Raw genomic sequence first — 15,398 nt, 5'->3', positions numbered from 1 at the left:
GGGCCTGTATTTTCCCGAAGGGGGGACGACCGGCGCGTTTGTGTCCGGCGTGGCGGGCCTGACCCGGCTGGAGCCCAAACCGGATGGCCTCAGAAACCATAACCGGGCCTCCATTTCCCTGGGCGGGGGCTACAAGCTGCCGCTGAACCAGAACCTGTTGATGCGATTTGACCTGCGAGGCATCTACACCGCGCTCGAAAGTGGCGGTTCCGTGTTCTGCTCCGGAGGCTGTACAGCGGTCTTTGAAAGCAGTGGTTTTATTCAGGTGGAAGCGAGTGTGGGGCTGACGCTGCGCTTTTAGTCGACGGCAGGAAGACCAGTCCTCCGAAAATCCAAATGAATCCCGACAACGGACAATTCAGCGCCCAACCAATATCCAGACTTGCCACACCTTGCTGAGCGAGTGCGCGTCCATGCCGATTACTGCCATGGAACAGGTCATCCCGGGCTCTTGTCTGAAAAAAAGCGAAGGGTACCAATTTCCGGGGTAGTCAAGAATCAGGCCTGTGCAGCCCGTATCGCTTGACAGCCCGATATATTCGGATTAAATAATATTCTAATATAATGCTCATTCAGGCACCGTGGAAACCAAAACCACCGAGGAGCGAGCGCATGCAACGTCTCCATCGACTCAGGACCCTACCGGCGCTGTTGTTCCTCGCGCTGGCGCCGGTCACCACCGCGGCCAGCGATCTCGGCGAGCAACTGGCCCAGCAGGGCAATGATAAAGGCGCGTCGGCCTGCACCACCTGCCACGGCGCCGATGGGGGCGGCAACGGCCCGGCCGGCTGGCCGCGTTTGGCCGGCATGAATGCCGACCACCTCGTCAAGCAGCTCAACGACATGGCCAGCGGCGAGCGCGACAACGCCACCATGAACCCCATCGCCAAGGGCCTCTCCGCCGAGGAGCGACGCGCGGTGAGCGAGTACTATGCCGAGATGGAAGCGCCGACGGAGGCGCCGGGGACCGATGCCGCCCAGTCCGTAGTGGAGCGCGGCCGGGCCATTGCAGAGCAGGGCCTGTGGCGCAAGGGAGTCCCCTCCTGCGTCGCCTGTCACGGCCCCGGTGGTGACGGCGTGGGTGCCGATTTCCCCGCCCTCTCCGGCCAGCACGCGAGCTACATCGAGAACCAGTTTACCGCGTGGCAGGACGGCGACCGCCAAAACGACCCCAATGAACTCATGGCCTCGGTGGCCAAACGCCTGACCGAGGAAGAGATCAAGGCCGTGGCCGCCTGGTTCGCCTCGCAGCCCGCCCGTCCGTCTGCCGAATAGCCACCGTGGAGGTCATCGTGAACAAGACCCATCAAGACATCATCCTGCCCGGTCGCCATACCGCGCTGCTCCTGGCGGCCACCCTCCTCGTCGCCGGCACGGCGTTCGCCCAGGACGACGAGACCCTGACCAAGCAGGTGGAGCTGAAAGAGGCCCCCGAAGCCAGTGGCGAGGGCTACTTTGACTATCCCGGCATGGACGAGATCCCCGAGGGGCAGTTCGGCGAGGCCGTGCGCAGCGGCATGGAGGCCTTCGTCAACACCCTGCAGCACCCGGAGGCCAAGCGCCACGTAGGCAACGGCCAGAACTGCGCCAACTGCCACCTGGGCGGCGGCATGGCCGCCAACTCCGCGCCCCTGTGGGGCGCCTGGGGGATCTACCCCAAGTACCGCGGCAAGAATGACCACGTGAATACCATGGATGAGCGCATCCGCGGCTGCTTCACCTACTCCATGAACGCCGGGGACTCCGAGGCCGGCGGCCCGCCGGAGCCGGACAGCCAGCTCCTCAAGGACATGCAGTCATTCATGTTCTGGTCCGCCAGGGGCGCGCCCCTCGGCGAAAACCTGCCCGGCCGAGGCTATCGCAGTGTCGAGAAACCGGAAGACGGCTACTCCATCTCCCGCGGGAAATCCATCTACGAGGCCCAGTGCGCCGTCTGCCACTCCGGGGACGGCAGCGGGAAGTTCACCGCTGACGGCAAACAGATCTTCCCGCCTCTGTGGGGCGAGAAGGCGTTCAACTGGGGTGCCGGCATGCACCGCATCAACACCGCAGCGGGCTTCATCAAGTACAACATGCCCCTGGGCAAGGCCAACCCTGTGGAGAAGCACGCCGCCCTCTCTGACCAGGAGGCGTGGGACGTGGCCGCCTACATGAACAGCCATGAACGGCCCAGGGACCCGCGCTGGGAAGGCGACCGGACCACGACTGCAGAGAAGTGGCACGACCACGAGTGCCTCTTTAACCACAAGGCCCACGGCCAAATCCTGGGAGAGGGTACCAAGTAACCCCACCCCGCCGGGTGACCGCGAACAGCCACAAGGAATCCATCATGAACGGCATCCACGCGCGCACCGCGCTGGCGACAGCGCTGGCCCTGGCCACTGTGCCGGCCAGCGCCGCCAACTGGCTGGTGCTCAACAGCGCCGAGGCGCCCGAGGGCGCCCCGACCATGTCGGTCTTCGGCTTCATCCAGCCGACCTACCGCGACATCGACGACAGCGACAAGGCACCCAACGGTCAGCGCCCCATCTTCAACACCCTATCCCCCGACCGCTCCAGCAGCTCCGGCTTCAACCTCTCCCAGGCTCGGGTAGGCGTGCGCGGAGCGCTGAACAATACTGACAAGAACATCCACTACTTCTTCCTCACCGAGTGGGGCAACAACGGCATTACCCGCCTGGCCGACCCCGAAGGCGGCAGCCCAGGCCCCCAGCTCACTGATGCCTCCATGACCTTCCGCCACCTCGCTGGCGGCGGCAGCGACGACATATGGGAGCCAGGGGTGAGCCTGCGTATCGGCCAATTCCAGTGGCCGCTGGTGGACGAAGGGCTGCGCGCAATTCCCGCCTACGACTACATCAGCTTCTCGGAGGTGAGCCGGCAGCAGGTGCTGGAGCGGTACGTGCGCCAGAACCCTGGTGGTAATGACGAGAGCCTCACCGGCTTCGACGGCGCCATCAGCTCCTACCGCGATATCGGCGCCATGGCCTTCGACGAATTCCGGATCACCGACCACTGGGAGGGGACCTGGGCCGCCGGACTGGGCAATGGCAACGGCATCAACCGCAGCGACAACGACGACAACCGCGACCTCTACCTGCGGGCCCAGGCCGCCTACGTCTTCGACGGCGTCCACCGCGGCAGCCCGCGCCGGGAGGACGTCAAGTTCTTCGCCTGGAGCCAGCAAGGGGATAGGGTCTTCGATGCCGGCGGGGACGGCACCATCGACGACGGCGACGAGTTCGAGCGCAACCGCTACGGACTGGGCTTCCACTACTACCGCCAGCCCTGGCGCTTCTCCGGGGAGTACGTCTTCGGCAATGGCATGGTCTACAACGGCACCAATCCGCCGTTCACGAACCCCGGCCAAGACATTGGCGACGTCACCCCGCAGATGGCCCCCGGCAAGGACAACGAATTCGACGGCTGGTACCTGGACGCCGCCTGGTTCATACAGCCCAACAAGCTGGCGCTACAGGCCCGCTACGATGTCCTGAACCGGCTCAACGAATTCGATGCGGATGAATTCGCCAATAAGGGACATCCGGAACGGACGTTCTCCACCCTGACCCTGGGGCTGCAGTACTGGAACCACCCCATCAAGAGCCAGTGGACCCTCTCCTATCGCATCCGCGACCTGGAGGCGCCCCACAACGCCGCGGCCAACAAGGTTGGCAGAACCATGGGCAACGAGATCCTCCTGCAGTACTTCCACCTCTTCAACGCCGGCGGCTGAAGGGAGATTCGCTTCAGTGAGCGTGAACTCAACGGGATGCTGGCGATCCTTCGCGGAGGGCGTTGACAGCGTGCATGTTGAGGACGGTCAACTGGTTCTGAAGCTCAGGGAATAACTGCTTTGCGATAAGGGTCGTTTTCTGGAACCGGTTGGCGCCCGAAGCGCTTATATCCCCATTGATATTGCTCCGGGCAATCCCGAATACACTCTTCGATGCTTTTGTTAAGAGCCGTGGCGCTCGCCACTGGTTCCCGGTTACGAATCTCCGGATCCCCTGGCGTGAGGACAACACCATAGCCGCCGTTTTCCAGCCTTTTGGCATAGCAGCAAAGCAGATAGGCGTCTGTCTCGGCGGCAAGTTCACCAATCAGTTTTCCGGTCAGGGCGGGGTAGCCGAAAAACGGCGCGATCACGCCGCTTTTAGGACGTGGCTTCTGATCCGGCAAAACCGCGACAACGCCATTATTTTCCAGTATCTCGAAAAGAGCCATAACGCCTTCGCGGCTGGCCGGCACAAGACCAACGCCCACACGTTTGCGCGTTTCAAAGATAAAATTATCCACGGCAGGTACTTTGACTGGCCTGTACATGACGGTCATATACAGGTACTGACGGAAAAAATGGTTCAGGATTTCCCAGTTTCCCAAATGGGGTGCTATCAGAATAATGCCGTTTTTCTGATCCAGTCCCTGCTGCAGGTACTCGAGGCCTTCAACATGGGTAATCAGCTCCTGCACCTTCGGAATGGGCCAGCACCACGACATGCCCATCTCGGTACAGGTCCTGCCGTAGGCAACCAGACAGTCCCGGGCCATCTGGTCCACCTGTTCCGGTGTGAATTCAGGAAAGCAGATGCGGAGGTTAATACGGGCTATACGTGCGCTCTCGCTGCCGGTCCACCAGAGGATACGCCCGAGGAGTCCACCGAGTGCGTGCGCTATCGGTAGCGGCAGGAGCGCGAGCAGATGGATCAGCCAGATTCCCGCTTGTGCGCCGGCATTTTTCAATGACTCAATACTCCAGAACTTGAGCAAGACAGCGCCAGAGTGACCCGATACACCATCCAGAGAGGCCACTGACGTTTTGGAGTGGCAGTGTACAGACAATGCGCCATCCAGGGCGAAGGCTCTTTACACTGACCCTGCCCCACAACCTAGTACCGCTTACCGATATGATAAAGCTCTGACAAGGAGATCATGTGGCAGAAACCGATCCCCGGAAAATCCAGATGATGCCGGCCGGCACCAGCACCCTCGCCTGCGGGAAGACCGGCTGATCGTCGGCATCGATCAACCCGCCGACATGGTCGGGCTGCGGGCAAGGGCACGCCAGTGCGACTCCTGGTACCCCTGGGCGGAAAGCAGAATATAAGGAAGATCGTATTGTTCCGCGGCCGTCTTGAAATAACTCCGGTACTTCGGATACCGCTTATCAATTCTGCGGATCAAACGACGTGTGTCCACGTAATCAAAGACTTCAAAATAGCCATAATAACGCTCTTTCACGACCGCCAGACGACCACTCTCGCGGAACGCTTCTAGCCAGGACGCAACGGCGCTCTCAAGGTCCCTGCGCGGCTTCGCCATCATCCAGCCCAGTGACTCTGAGCGGTTGAGGTTGAACGGCGCGATCAGCTCCGGGAAGTAACGCCGGTTGTGATCGACAATATTGGAGTCGGCAATGGTACAGTCGATCTCGCGGTGCCAGACGTCATAGAGGAGCTGCTCGGTGGAAACGTTATCCACGGTTTGCCACTCGAGCTCGGGATGGGTCTCTTTAAGCGTTTCCAGTCGCTCCACATAGCTGCTATCCGCGATCACCGTAAGTTCCAGCCCCACCAGCTCCTCAACAGACTCGGGCTGGACGTTATCGCGACGGCACACAACCTGTTGGGTCACATCCTGGTAGGGCGGCCCGAAACGAAAGCGTTCCCGGCGTTTGGGGGTAATCGTCAATCCAGCCGCGGCCAGATCCCCTTCCCCGTTTGCAATGCCTTCGGTGATGGAGCGGATCGACGGCTTGATCTTGTAAGCCACCTCAACACCCAGGTGCGATGCAAAGGCCTCGACCATATCGTACTCGGGCCCCGTGGGTTCGCCGTCCCGCCCCAGATACCACGTGGTCGGCGCGTTACGGGTCAGCACCACCAGTGTCCCCTCCTCCTTGATGGCCTCAAGGGTGCGGGCCTGCCCCTCATCATTTGTGCAGCCAACCACAGCCACTATGGCCGCCAGAAACACAATACGCCTGACTTGGTACATACACCGCTCCAAGAGAAAGACAACACAACAAAGGGTAGTATGTGTTTCCTTTAAACACAGCCAAAACATGGCTTGAGTACGAGGGATACTACAAACCGGCGGCGGCGATGAGGCGGTGGGCGGCCTGGAATTGTTTTGTCAGGACCTTGAACGCACTCTAACGCGTCCGCTCACCGGATTTGTCAGCAGCGAGGTCCCTGGAAACCAATGGCTCAGCATGAAGCTGGAGACCCAGAGCTGCCATTACCTTAAGAACCGTATCAAAACCGGGCGTCCGCTCGCCGGAAAGGGCCTTGTAAAGGCTCTCCCGTGAAAGCCCGGCTTCCCTCGCCACCAGGGACATACCTTTGGCCCTAGCAATATCACCCAGCGCCTTGGCAATGAAGGCCGCATCGCCATTCGCTTCCTCAAAGCACGCTTCCAGATAAGCCGCCATCTCTTCCGGAGTACGAAGATGGTCCGCTACGTCATAGCGTGTTGTCGTTGTCTGCCCCATCAATCCACTCCTTCCAGATTCCGCGCCAACTCCAGAGCCGTTTGAATATCTTTCTTCTGAGTGCTTTTATCGCCTCCCACCAGAAGCAGAATCAGGGTGTTGCCCTGCTGCTTGAAGTAAACCCTGTAGCCCGGCCCATACTGAATCCTGAGTTCCGAGACGCCCTCTCCAACTGCTTTAACGTCTCCCGGATTCCCCATCGCCAGGCGTTCTATCCTGACCTGAACACGGGCTCTGGCTCTGGTATCACGGAGGCCATCCAGCCACCTTGCAAAAAAGTCCGTTTTCCTGATTTCCATAACTGAACTGTATCCCAAAGGATACACCCAAGGCAAGCGCGGACAGGACCCACCGGAAACGTGCTCATGAATTGGGATAAGTTTATTTTCAATCCTGAAAGCGTCTTATATGGCCGCTTTTGGGGTTTTTCCTAAACCGTAGGCCGCCAAACATGCGGCAAAAACCGAAACCCATCCCCGTCTTCAGCCACATACCCGATTCCCGGAAAATCCAGATGGTGCCCGGCGACCAGTTCCCGGGATTCGGCCAGTTCGGCCATGATGCGGCGGCGGTGGTGGCGGCTTGAGCTGGAATGCGGGAAGATGAACCATGAATCAGGGTACGGGGAAACGGATGTGGGAGAAGAGCCCGTTATGGACGAATCCGGTCAGCAGACACATGGCCAGGCGGTGAAAAAGGGCTTCAGTGGCTGGCAGGTACTGGGGATTGTACTGCTCGCCATCGTTGTCACCGTCGGGGTCAGTTACTGGGTCTTGAGCCAGTATGTATTTGTGGAAGCGTTCGATCCCGTTGAACTGAACACCTCCGAACAGCGCACACTCCAGAGCAAGCTGCGTGTCCTGGGCGTTGAGACGCGGGAACCCTCAAGCCCTGCAGCAGAGCCCGAACCCTACAGCGAGGCGGGCGCCAGCAGGGAGGTTCGCTTCAGTGAGCGTGAACTCAACGGGATGCTGGCGAACAACACCGATCTGGCTCGGAAGCTGGCGGTTGATCTATCCCAGGACCTGCTCAGTGTCGTGCTGCTGGTGCCCCTTGAAGAGGGTTTTCCCCTGCTCGGCGGGCAGACTCTGCGGGTTCATGCGGGTGTGGAGTTGGCCGTTAACAACGACAAGCCCGTCGTCAAACTCAAAGGCGTCAGCGTCATGGGCGTGCCCCTTCCCAACGCGTGGCTGGGCCACCTCAAGAACGTTGATCTGGTCAACGAGTATGCAGACGCTCCGGGATTCTGGCGATCCTTCGCGGACGGCGTCGACAGCGTGCATGTTGAGGACGGTCAACTGGTTCTGAAGCTCAGGGAATAACGGATGCCACTTCCAGAGGAGACTGGCCATGGGACAACGCCACAGCCTGCTGCTTGCCGCCTGCCTGCTGCCCATGGTTGCACAGGCCGGCGTGGAGCTGACCCCTTTTGCCGGATACCGGCTCGGCGGGGATTTTGAAGTTCGCAGTGCCGGCGCCAGCACCACGGAGGATCTGACGTTCGACGACACCCGCAGCCTGGGCCTGACCCTGAACGTGGATCTGGCGGAAACGGGCAAGCAGGCGGAACTCTACGTCGCCCGCCAGGAAACCCGGGTTCACCCCTCCGAGCCCATTTTCACCCCCACGGCTACTGCCCTGGATGTGGTTATCTATCAGTTGCAGTTCGGCGGCCTGTATTTTCCCGAAGGGGGGACGACCGGCGCGTTTGTGTCCGGCGTGGCGGGCCTGACCCGGCTGGAGCCCAAACCGGATGGCCTCAGAAACCATAACCGTGCCTCCATCTCCCTGGGCGGCGGCTACAAGCTGCCCTTGAGCCAGAACCTGTTGATGCGATTTGACCTGCGAGGCATCTACACGGCCCTCGACAGCGGCGCCTCGGTATTCTGTTCCGGCGGTTGTGCCGCAGTCTTTGACAGCAGTGGCTTTATTCAGGTGGAAGCGAGCGCCGGGCTGACGCTGCGCTTTTAGTCGACCGTAGGGCTTGCCCACCCATTCCGGATAAAGATGATGCCGCGATGGGCCTTAAACCGAAAGTCATAGTCTCCGGCGTATGCCTTCCAGAACTGTTCCAGCATCACTGCCTGATTCGCCATCCTGCTCATAAGCATTCAGCCTTCGATCCAGCTCTTCCCGCTGCGCCTGAGTCAACTCAAGCTTTTCCTGATCCTCAGCGATACTGTCCCAGACGTCTTCCACGAGCTGGATACGCTCGTCTATTGGCAAGTCTCTGATACCTGGATTCATGAAGCACCTCCTGAACGACAACGATACCTCACCGGACAGCCACACTCACGACCTGGCTTGCTTTCGCGCGCATGCGACAAGGCAAATCGAAAAACGATCACCTATAGTGGCAATGACACGTCAGGGACAACGGCATTGGAAGGCAGAACCAGTATGAACAGGATCAATTTTGCAAGCTTTACGGGGCACACCGTCGCTGTGGTTTTGGCACTGCTGTGTCTGGTGGGCACCTACTACTTCATGCAGCAAGGGCTCGGCCAACTGACGGAGGCGCGCCAGCTGGAACGTTTGCCTGTCACCCCCATCGACGCCCTGGCCGATGGTCCCTACCTGATCTCGGGCAACGCCGAGACACAAAACGGCACGCTCAGGACGCCCTATTCAAACACCTCCGCGCTCTACTACAAGTACGAACTCACGGAGCAATACCGGGACTCCGATGGCGACCTGCGTACCCGGGTTATTGAATCCGGCCAGAGGAACAAACGATTCACAGTCAGCGATGACTCCGGGCAGGTCACCATCGATCCCCCCAAGGCGGTCGAGCGCCTGGACTGGAACATTTCACAGTCCTATCAATCCGAGCGCGGCGACCGCACCTATACCGAATGGGCACTCGAGCCCGGCGACTCGGTCAGCGTCGTCGGCAACTACGCCCCATCACGCAACGCCATGACCTTTCAGGGCCTGTCCGATCTGCATCTGCCCGCGCTGGTCTCCGGACAGACGCTGGGCAAAGACAGCGGCGACCGGCTGTTCAATGCCGCCATCCGCATCTCTCTCGCCACCGGACTGCTGGCACTGGGGATCGCACTGGTGTTGCCAGCGCTCCGGATTCACCGATTCTGGGTCTATCTCATTGTCATGACCCTGTCGGTCACCGGCACGCTGTCGGTACTCGGCATCACGCAAATGCAGAAAGAATGGCAGTCGATCGCGACCCTTTACGAAACCCGGTACCAGCAGGCGACCAACCAGCCCGGAACCGAAGCAGCACTGGCCGATGTCGCCGCTTTGAGACAACTCATCGACCGAAACACCAGTGGCCTGCTTGATCGCTGGATGGCCGGCCGTGTCCTGGACAACCAACTGCCGTTACCCAAGCTGTCTGAAGACACTCGCGCGCGAGCAGAGGCCATTGCGGATAGCCGACCCCGGGGGCGGTTCGCCCATTCCACGGTCAGTTTCGCGATCTCGGCGGGCAGCGCGCTCGTCGCCGTGCTGCTGCTGTGGCTGGCGATACGCACGGTCAAGCTGAAGCGCCTGGTTGAAGCGCTGCCGACCATCAGCGCCCGGAGCGCCAGTTTCGGATTGTGCGAACTGAAAGGAATGATCAACGTCGACGACGAGTGCCCGTTCATTCGCGACCCCCTCCTGGACAAAAAATGCGTTGCGTTTGATTACAAGGTTGAGGAGAAGCGCGGGCATGGCAAAAAAGCCAGCTGGAAAACCATTGAGCATCGCACCGAATCTGTCCCCTTCTGGCTTGAAGACGATTCGGGCCGAATCAAGGTCGAACCCGAGGGTGCCAGCGTCGAGTACCACGAGGTCACCTCCGAGACCCATGGCGACCGCCGCTACTCCGTTCGCCTTCTCGACACCTTCATCAATGTGTACTGCCTGGGGTTTGCGGAGCTGGATGAGGCGCATCCTGACCGCCTGACGATCAGAGAGGACAGTGACTCTCCTTTCCTCATCAGTGCCCGCGAAGAAGACGACATCCTGATTGATCGCGGTGCCAAGGGCTTTGTTGGCGTTGGCGTGAGCCTGGGCCTGATCCTGTTCGCAACCACCGCCTTCCTGGCCGCCGACGGCAACTTCAGCCCCGATAACCTGCTGGTGTCAGCACTGGCCGTTCCATTGGTGCTGATGAGCTACATCGGCATCCTGCATTACAACGACATTGTCTTCCTGAAGAACCGCGTCAGCCGAGCACGCGCCAACATCGACATCATCCTCAAACAGCGCCAGGATCTCTGGCCCAGCCTGGAACAGGTCGTTAAAGCCTCAATGGATCACGAGCAGACGCTTCAGAAGGCCATCAGCAAACTCCGGTCGGTTGATCTCCGTGATGTAGACACGCCGCAGAAAACAGACCGGCTCATTGGCTTCGAGCAGAAAGTGAAGCGCAAGGTTATGGCCCGCATTGAGAACTATCCGGAGCTCAAGAATCACAGCGTCATCAAGCAATTCATGGACATCATGACGCGAACCGAAAACTACCTGTCACTGCTCAGGATCAGCTACAGCGACAGCGCCCAGATCTACAACACCCGGATCCAATCCTTTCCAGATCTCATCCTTGCGAGGTTATTTCGATTCAAGCCGTTTGATTACTTCTCGACCGGGAAATAGGCTTTCTTCCCCAGATCGGCACGAGGGTGAAAGTAATCTGGAGCGGCAGGGTGTCTTAGAATGACCGCTTACACAGTGCCTCCATTTCCCTGGGCGGAGGCTACAAGCTGCCTTTGAACCAGAATCGGCACACGGATCAGACTTGATTCCTTAAAGGGAAGCCAATCTCTCAAAAGCCTCTTTCCAGGGAAGCCTTCTATCGGCAGCTTTCATCCTCTTGTATGAGTATTCAGCCTGGGCTCTGGTAATCCTTCCCTCACTGACCAACGCCTCAACGACCCACAGAGTCCCTCTGACTTCTATTCCCTCTGAGTGCGCAGCAGCTCGCAGGGCGCTATCCCCAGTCAGGAGGGGGCATTGTTCCTGCCTCGCCAGCGCCATTGCGAAACAGTCATTGCTACCAGGGTCGCGGTAGGTCTCTATCAGCCTGTAGGCCTCAACCATCGTATCGGGCGTGAGCTCACCCAGCCTCAGCCCCATTTCCAGCAAATGAGCATGCTGCTCATCCAGCTCTTCCTCATAGAGGATGTCCGGCGTCATGATTTCGTGAGGAAGCTGAAATAGCTCGGCGATCAGACCGCCCTCTTCCAGATCAATGAAAATATTGGCGTCACTGATCAACAGGGGCATTTACGAAGCCAGCTTACGCTCACGATGGAACGTCATCAGCGGCTTCTTGAGAAGTTCCGCCGCCTTGGACTCCCCGATAATCCCCTCACCCAGGGCGCGATAAACCATCTGGGCGAAAAGGTGGCTCTCCTCCTGGGGATATGGCTCACCGGGTTCGTGCTTACGCCAACCTTTCTGGCTAAAGAGCTTGAAGAGCTGGCCGCGACGACTGGCACTGATGATTCCAAGATCACCGGCCCGATAGAGACAGGCACCCATGCTGAGGCCATACTCATGCTTGAGCAGGAGCAGCTCCCGTACTTCCAGATTCCGACGGTGCTCCCCCAACTGCTGGCGCAGACTGCATGCGGGCAGCAGGAAAGACGAGGCAAAACGGTCGCACGCCTTCTCCTCGTCAACCGAAGCATCCAATCGCTCATTCAGGATCAGGTGCCCCAGCTCATGAGCCAGAGTGAAGCGTTGCCGATCTCCCGGCCAATGGCTCGACACAACAATGAATGGCTTACCTGCGACAGTCGCCTGAAGTCCGTCGAACTTCGCCAGATCATCGACCTCGGTCAGGATAACCAGGATTCCCCGACCCTCCAGTTCATCAATCAAGTCCGGAATCGGGTTGCGACCCAGGTTCCACGCATCTCGAACCCGGTCAGCGACATCCTCAATTTCATCCAGAGTTCCTATCCGATCAGGCAGAAATTCAGGCAAACGGAAATCGGGCAGCGGAAAATTGGGCCACAGATCCGCGAGCATCTGCCAGCGTTCGGCCTGATCCAGAACATCGGCTTCGATGCGCTTGAGCAGGGACGCCGGAGCGGATGACCGCTTGCGATACTCAACACCCTCAAGGCTGACCTTCACCGGGCGAAAGAAATACTCACTGCGCACACCCAGCGCTTTTGCGAGCGCCATAAGCACCCCGGAATTCGGCATGCTGCGATCTTTCTCATACTTGCTGATCATGGTGGCACTAACGCCAGCCTGCCGGGCGAGTGCATCCATCGAAAGGCCGGCAGCCTTGCGGGCACGCTGTAAACGCTCACCAATCATGGTGTCCCCAGATATTATCGGTTTATAAATTTACCATTTTTATACATATTATAAACCGACAAAGCGAAGGCGTCGAGGTGAGAGGGTACTCCCCGGAAAATCCAGATGGTGCCCGGCGACCAGTTCCCGGGATTCGGCCAGTTCGGCCATGATGCGGCGGCGGGCGGCGGCGGGTGGCGGCGGGTGGCGGCGGGTGGCGGCGGCCTGGGGCGGGTCGACATCGAAGGCAACCGTGACCTCGGGGCGCGGGGAGGTGGACGATGTCCGTCCAGATCAGGATCCGGTCCTCGCCGGAGACGATGCGGTAGCCGGACTGGTCAATAGCGACTTCTGCGCGGTCTGATCACTACGGGTGCGTCTCTGCTCCTCGAGCCAGAACACCAGACCCAGCGCGCTGGCACCGGCTACCGCGGATCCCAGAATGAGACCGAGGTCGCCGTAGACATGCCAGAAAAACAGCGTATAGCCCTGGATGATCAGGAACGTCACTCCATAGCCGCGCAGCATGCGCATCAGGTATTTGGCGCCGAGGAACAACAGCCCGATATTCAGGCCGATCCACAGCAGGTTAGACAACAACAGCTCGCCGGCGGTCTCGTTATGCCAACGGCTTTCTTCGAGGTTGAAGTTGCCAAATAATGACAACAGCCACAGCGCCATTTCGCTGAAGAACAGGCCGCCGGATAACCACACTTTATAGAACTCGCGGTAGTTGGCGAGCAGGCTGTCCTCGTTCACACGGTGCAGGAGGCCCATCAGAATGATCACGATTCCGGCCAAGAGGAAACGCAACGGGTAGTTCATGCCAAACCAGTAGGCACCCCAACCCGACGAGTAGCCGGTAAAGCCGCCGAACCAGACAAAGAACACCACGGCCGACAAGATCAGGATCAATACATTTCGCAGAATATAGGCGAGCGGAATCAGGATGACGAGATCGACCAACAATAAAGCCGGCCAGTTGCCGGAACCGGTGGAGAAGATGTAGCCCAGCGTAAAAGTGAGGCCAATCAGCGTGAGAGACCCGCACAACTGTAACGAAAGGCGCGTCATCGTGAAGCGCGCCCTGTCGAGTTTCAGCCCCAGTGTAAACAGGGCCACCATGAGTAAACCCAGCCCCCAGGCAAGCTTGACCATGGAAAATTCGGTCCACTCCCGGGCAAACAGGCCAATACCGACGGCAAGACTGATCGCACCGAAAACGCCGAACCATCGACCGAGAGAGGTCCAGTCCCAGGTCGTCGTCGGATAGCGTGCGGACAATCTGGCATGGAGCCCATCATCGATGACGCCCTCGCGCAGCAGGCGATTCAGCTGCCGCTGCATGTTGACGTTAAAACGCTGTGGCGTCATGTGTTGGTCACCGGTTTCAACTGCCGCTCGAAGAGATAGGCCAGCGTCAGGGCCACCGCACCGGCCAGAATGAAGAACAGGGCCTTCGACATATCGTCCCAGAAATGTTCAAACAGGCGGGTGTACAGGTTGATACTCAGAAAAACGATTCCGAACCCGGTAAAGCGTGCATCTTTCAAACGGGCGCCAGCCACGATCTGGGCAACGCTTGACGCAGTAAAGATCAGGACCCAGAGGACTGAAGCGGATTCATAAGCCTCGAGACTCAGCAACCAGAACGACAGGTTCAGGTAAAGCAGCCCGAAGATAATGTACATATGCCCAAAACCAATGCAGTGCTTGAATCGGGTGACCTCCAGCCTGCTCTCGTGCCAAACGCCCAGTATCGCGACCAGCAAGGCGACGACAGCCATCAAGCGCTCATCATGAATATGGAAAAAGTAGCTGCCGTGCCCCCAGTAGCCGGAGGAACTACCAACGCCATGAAAGAACATCAGCAGGCCAATCAGTAATGGCCACCGCAGGCGAAAGTGATAAGCCGTGACCAGAGCGGCCGCGCTGCCAATCAACAGTAACCAGGCATGCACATCGGCGTAGGGCCTGTCACTGTTAATCAGATAAATCGTTGTCATGCTGGAATAGAATCCAACCAGGCCGATCGTAAGCAGGGCCTGCCCAGTGACGGGATGTTTTTGTTGTTTATCCGAGGCCAGCCTGGCGCCAAAGTAGAGGACACCACCGGACACCGCCATCAGGCAAAGGGCGGAAAACACCGGGGAGACGCTGGCCAGGATGGTGCCGACGACGCCAAGGAAGGACAGCGCCAGCATGAAGATGGCAAACAGGCCAAGCCACTTTAAAAACAGAGCACCGCTGAAAGGCCGGGGATCATAGCGCTGGTGCAGCAACTCGGACAGATCGCGACCGATCAGGCCGGTGTTTTCCCAATCCGTGATTTCCTGCGCCATTTTCCCTTTGAAAGCCCTGCTCATCGTCCCTCCAACGACACGCCGCCTTGAACTGTTGAGCTTAGTCTATAGCGAAAAGGCTAACCACCGACCTGGACGCGCGTAACGCCGGAAAGACGGTCTGTAACCATCCCCTAAAGTCGGTGCATGCGTAATTAGAGTTCTCCGACCTACAATGGGCCAATCGCATAGTGGTGCGGCCTGGGGTGGGTCGAAGGCGACCGTGGCCTCGGGGCGCGGGAACTGGATGCCGGGGAGGTGGACGATGTCCGTCCAGATCAGGATCCGGTCCTCGCCGGAGACGA

16 protein-coding genes and 1 pseudogene are annotated in these 15,398 nt (G+C 59.2%); 8 read left to right on the top strand and 9 right to left on the bottom strand.

The features are described from left to right. From DES49_RS15455 to DES49_RS02735, 4 genes and pseudogenes are all read left to right on the top strand, one after another. Nucleotides 1-301, top strand: a pseudogene (locus DES49_RS15455) (hypothetical protein); the annotation flags it as partial. A 311-nt stretch (nt 302-612) separates the two neighbouring features. Next, a complete protein-coding gene (locus DES49_RS02745; RefSeq protein WP_133734832.1) occupies nt 613-1,275 on the top strand; it encodes a c-type cytochrome in 663 nt (220 codons plus the stop codon). 17 nt (nt 1,276-1,292) lie between these two features. Further along, entirely contained in the window at nt 1,293-2,285 is a 993-nt protein-coding gene (locus tag DES49_RS02740) for a c-type cytochrome (protein ID WP_243864836.1), read from the top strand. 44 nt (nt 2,286-2,329) lie between these two features. After that, the gene (locus tag DES49_RS02735) at nt 2,330-3,736 is read left to right on the top strand and encodes a hypothetical protein (protein WP_133734831.1); all 1,407 of its coding nucleotides are present in this window, start codon (nt 2,330-2,332) and stop codon (nt 3,734-3,736) included. 104 nt (nt 3,737-3,840) lie between these two features. Here the strand turns inward: DES49_RS02735 and DES49_RS02730 are convergent, their stop codons facing one another. The 4 genes from DES49_RS02730 to DES49_RS02715 form a co-directional block, all read right to left on the bottom strand. Further along, complete coding sequence (locus DES49_RS02730; protein ID WP_166645964.1) at nt 3,841-4,770, bottom strand: lysophospholipid acyltransferase family protein; 930 nt, start codon at nt 4,768-4,770, stop codon at nt 3,841-3,843. Between the two features lie 255 nt (nt 4,771-5,025). Beyond that, nucleotides 5,026-5,997, bottom strand: a complete 972-nt coding sequence (locus DES49_RS02725) for a transporter substrate-binding domain-containing protein (RefSeq protein ID WP_133734829.1) — start codon at nt 5,995-5,997, stop codon at nt 5,026-5,028. A gap of 157 nt (nt 5,998-6,154) precedes the next feature. Then, on the bottom strand, nt 6,155-6,493 hold the full coding sequence (locus DES49_RS02720) for an addiction module antidote protein (RefSeq protein ID WP_133734828.1): 339 nt from the start codon (nt 6,491-6,493) through the stop codon (nt 6,155-6,157). Beyond that, on the bottom strand, nt 6,493-6,792 hold the full coding sequence (locus DES49_RS02715; protein WP_133734827.1) for a type II toxin-antitoxin system RelE/ParE family toxin: 300 nt from the start codon (nt 6,790-6,792) through the stop codon (nt 6,493-6,495). The genes DES49_RS02720 and DES49_RS02715 overlap by 1 nt, the downstream gene beginning before the upstream one ends. A 152-nt stretch (nt 6,793-6,944) precedes the next feature. Here DES49_RS02715 and DES49_RS15695 point away from each other — a divergent pair, with 152 nt between their 5' ends. From DES49_RS15695 to DES49_RS02705, 3 genes are read left to right on the top strand one after another with little or no spacing between them, the layout of a single operon-like run. Beyond that, a complete protein-coding gene (locus DES49_RS15695) occupies nt 6,945-7,079 on the top strand; it encodes a hypothetical protein (protein ID WP_279591367.1) in 135 nt (44 codons plus the stop codon). 16 nt (nt 7,080-7,095) lie between these two features. Next, a complete protein-coding gene (locus DES49_RS02710) occupies nt 7,096-7,815 on the top strand; it encodes an arginine N-succinyltransferase (RefSeq protein WP_243864834.1) in 720 nt (239 codons plus the stop codon). 28 nt (nt 7,816-7,843) lie between these two features. After that, complete coding sequence (locus DES49_RS02705) at nt 7,844-8,464, top strand: hypothetical protein (RefSeq protein ID WP_133734826.1); 621 nt, start codon at nt 7,844-7,846, stop codon at nt 8,462-8,464. Between the two features lie 66 nt (nt 8,465-8,530). Here DES49_RS02705 and DES49_RS02700 read toward each other — a convergent pair whose 3' ends face one another. Beyond that, nucleotides 8,531-8,740, bottom strand: a complete 210-nt coding sequence (locus DES49_RS02700; protein WP_133734825.1) for an addiction module protein — start codon at nt 8,738-8,740, stop codon at nt 8,531-8,533. A gap of 153 nt (nt 8,741-8,893) precedes the next feature. On the opposite strand from DES49_RS02700, the gene DES49_RS02695 reads away from it, so the two are divergent. Beyond that, nucleotides 8,894-11,095: a LemA family protein gene (locus tag DES49_RS02695; protein WP_133734824.1), complete on the top strand. Its 2,202-nt coding sequence runs from the start codon at nt 8,894-8,896 to the stop codon at nt 11,093-11,095. Nucleotides 11,096-11,245: 150 nt separating this feature from the next. Here the strand turns inward: DES49_RS02695 and DES49_RS02690 are convergent, their stop codons facing one another. The 4 genes from DES49_RS02690 to DES49_RS02675 all read right to left on the bottom strand — a co-directional run bounded on the left by DES49_RS02690 (nt 11,246) and on the right by DES49_RS02675 (nt 15,117). After that, a complete protein-coding gene (locus tag DES49_RS02690) occupies nt 11,246-11,725 on the bottom strand; it encodes a PIN domain-containing protein (RefSeq protein ID WP_133734823.1) in 480 nt (159 codons plus the stop codon). After that, nucleotides 11,726-12,772, bottom strand: a complete 1,047-nt coding sequence (locus tag DES49_RS02685) for a helix-turn-helix domain-containing protein (protein WP_133734822.1) — start codon at nt 12,770-12,772, stop codon at nt 11,726-11,728. A 273-nt stretch (nt 12,773-13,045) separates the two neighbouring features. Next, nucleotides 13,046-14,125: a DUF2157 domain-containing protein gene (locus DES49_RS02680; RefSeq protein WP_208297006.1), complete on the bottom strand. Its 1,080-nt coding sequence runs from the start codon at nt 14,123-14,125 to the stop codon at nt 13,046-13,048. Next, nucleotides 14,122-15,117, bottom strand: coding sequence for a DUF2157 domain-containing protein (locus tag DES49_RS02675; protein WP_133734821.1), 996 nt, complete (start codon nt 15,115-15,117; stop codon nt 14,122-14,124). Before DES49_RS02675 ends, DES49_RS02680 begins: the two co-directional genes overlap by 4 nt. Nucleotides 15,118-15,398 lie beyond the last annotated feature (281 nt).

The sequence above is a fragment of the Halospina denitrificans genome (assembly GCF_004364635.1).
Taxonomy (GTDB): Bacteria; Pseudomonadota; Gammaproteobacteria; order Pseudomonadales; family Oleiphilaceae; genus Halospina; species Halospina denitrificans.
Note: the sequence above shows the minus strand (reverse complement) of the source record. Positions and strands in the feature narration are given on the sequence as shown.

What these genes read in the sequence shown, in the direction of transcription:
- DES49_RS02745 (WP_133734832.1), top strand. Translation starts at nt 613, where the DNA reads ATGCAACGTCTCCATCGACTCAGGACCCTACCGGCGCTGTTGTTCCTC.
- DES49_RS02735 (WP_133734831.1), top strand. Translation starts at nt 2,330, where the DNA reads ATGAACGGCATCCACGCGCGCACCGCGCTGGCGACAGCGCTGGCCCTG.
- DES49_RS02725 (WP_133734829.1), bottom strand. Translation starts at nt 5,997, where the DNA reads ATGTACCAAGTCAGGCGTATTGTGTTTCTGGCGGCCATAGTGGCTGTG.
- DES49_RS02720 (WP_133734828.1), bottom strand. Translation starts at nt 6,493, where the DNA reads ATGGGGCAGACAACGACAACACGCTATGACGTAGCGGACCATCTTCGT.
- DES49_RS02715 (WP_133734827.1), bottom strand. Translation starts at nt 6,792, where the DNA reads ATGGAAATCAGGAAAACGGACTTTTTTGCAAGGTGGCTGGATGGCCTC.
- DES49_RS15695 (WP_279591367.1), top strand. Translation starts at nt 6,945, where the DNA reads ATGCGGCAAAAACCGAAACCCATCCCCGTCTTCAGCCACATACCCGAT.
- DES49_RS02710 (WP_243864834.1), top strand. Translation starts at nt 7,096, where the DNA reads ATGAACCATGAATCAGGGTACGGGGAAACGGATGTGGGAGAAGAGCCC.
- DES49_RS02705 (WP_133734826.1), top strand. Translation starts at nt 7,844, where the DNA reads ATGGGACAACGCCACAGCCTGCTGCTTGCCGCCTGCCTGCTGCCCATG.
- DES49_RS02700 (WP_133734825.1), bottom strand. Translation starts at nt 8,740, where the DNA reads ATGAATCCAGGTATCAGAGACTTGCCAATAGACGAGCGTATCCAGCTC.
- DES49_RS02695 (WP_133734824.1), top strand. Translation starts at nt 8,894, where the DNA reads ATGAACAGGATCAATTTTGCAAGCTTTACGGGGCACACCGTCGCTGTG.
- DES49_RS02690 (WP_133734823.1), bottom strand. Translation starts at nt 11,725, where the DNA reads ATGCCCCTGTTGATCAGTGACGCCAATATTTTCATTGATCTGGAAGAG.
- DES49_RS02685 (WP_133734822.1), bottom strand. Translation starts at nt 12,772, where the DNA reads ATGATTGGTGAGCGTTTACAGCGTGCCCGCAAGGCTGCCGGCCTTTCG.
- DES49_RS02680 (WP_208297006.1), bottom strand. Translation starts at nt 14,125, where the DNA reads ATGACGCCACAGCGTTTTAACGTCAACATGCAGCGGCAGCTGAATCGC.
- DES49_RS02675 (WP_133734821.1), bottom strand. Translation starts at nt 15,117, where the DNA reads ATGAGCAGGGCTTTCAAAGGGAAAATGGCGCAGGAAATCACGGATTGG.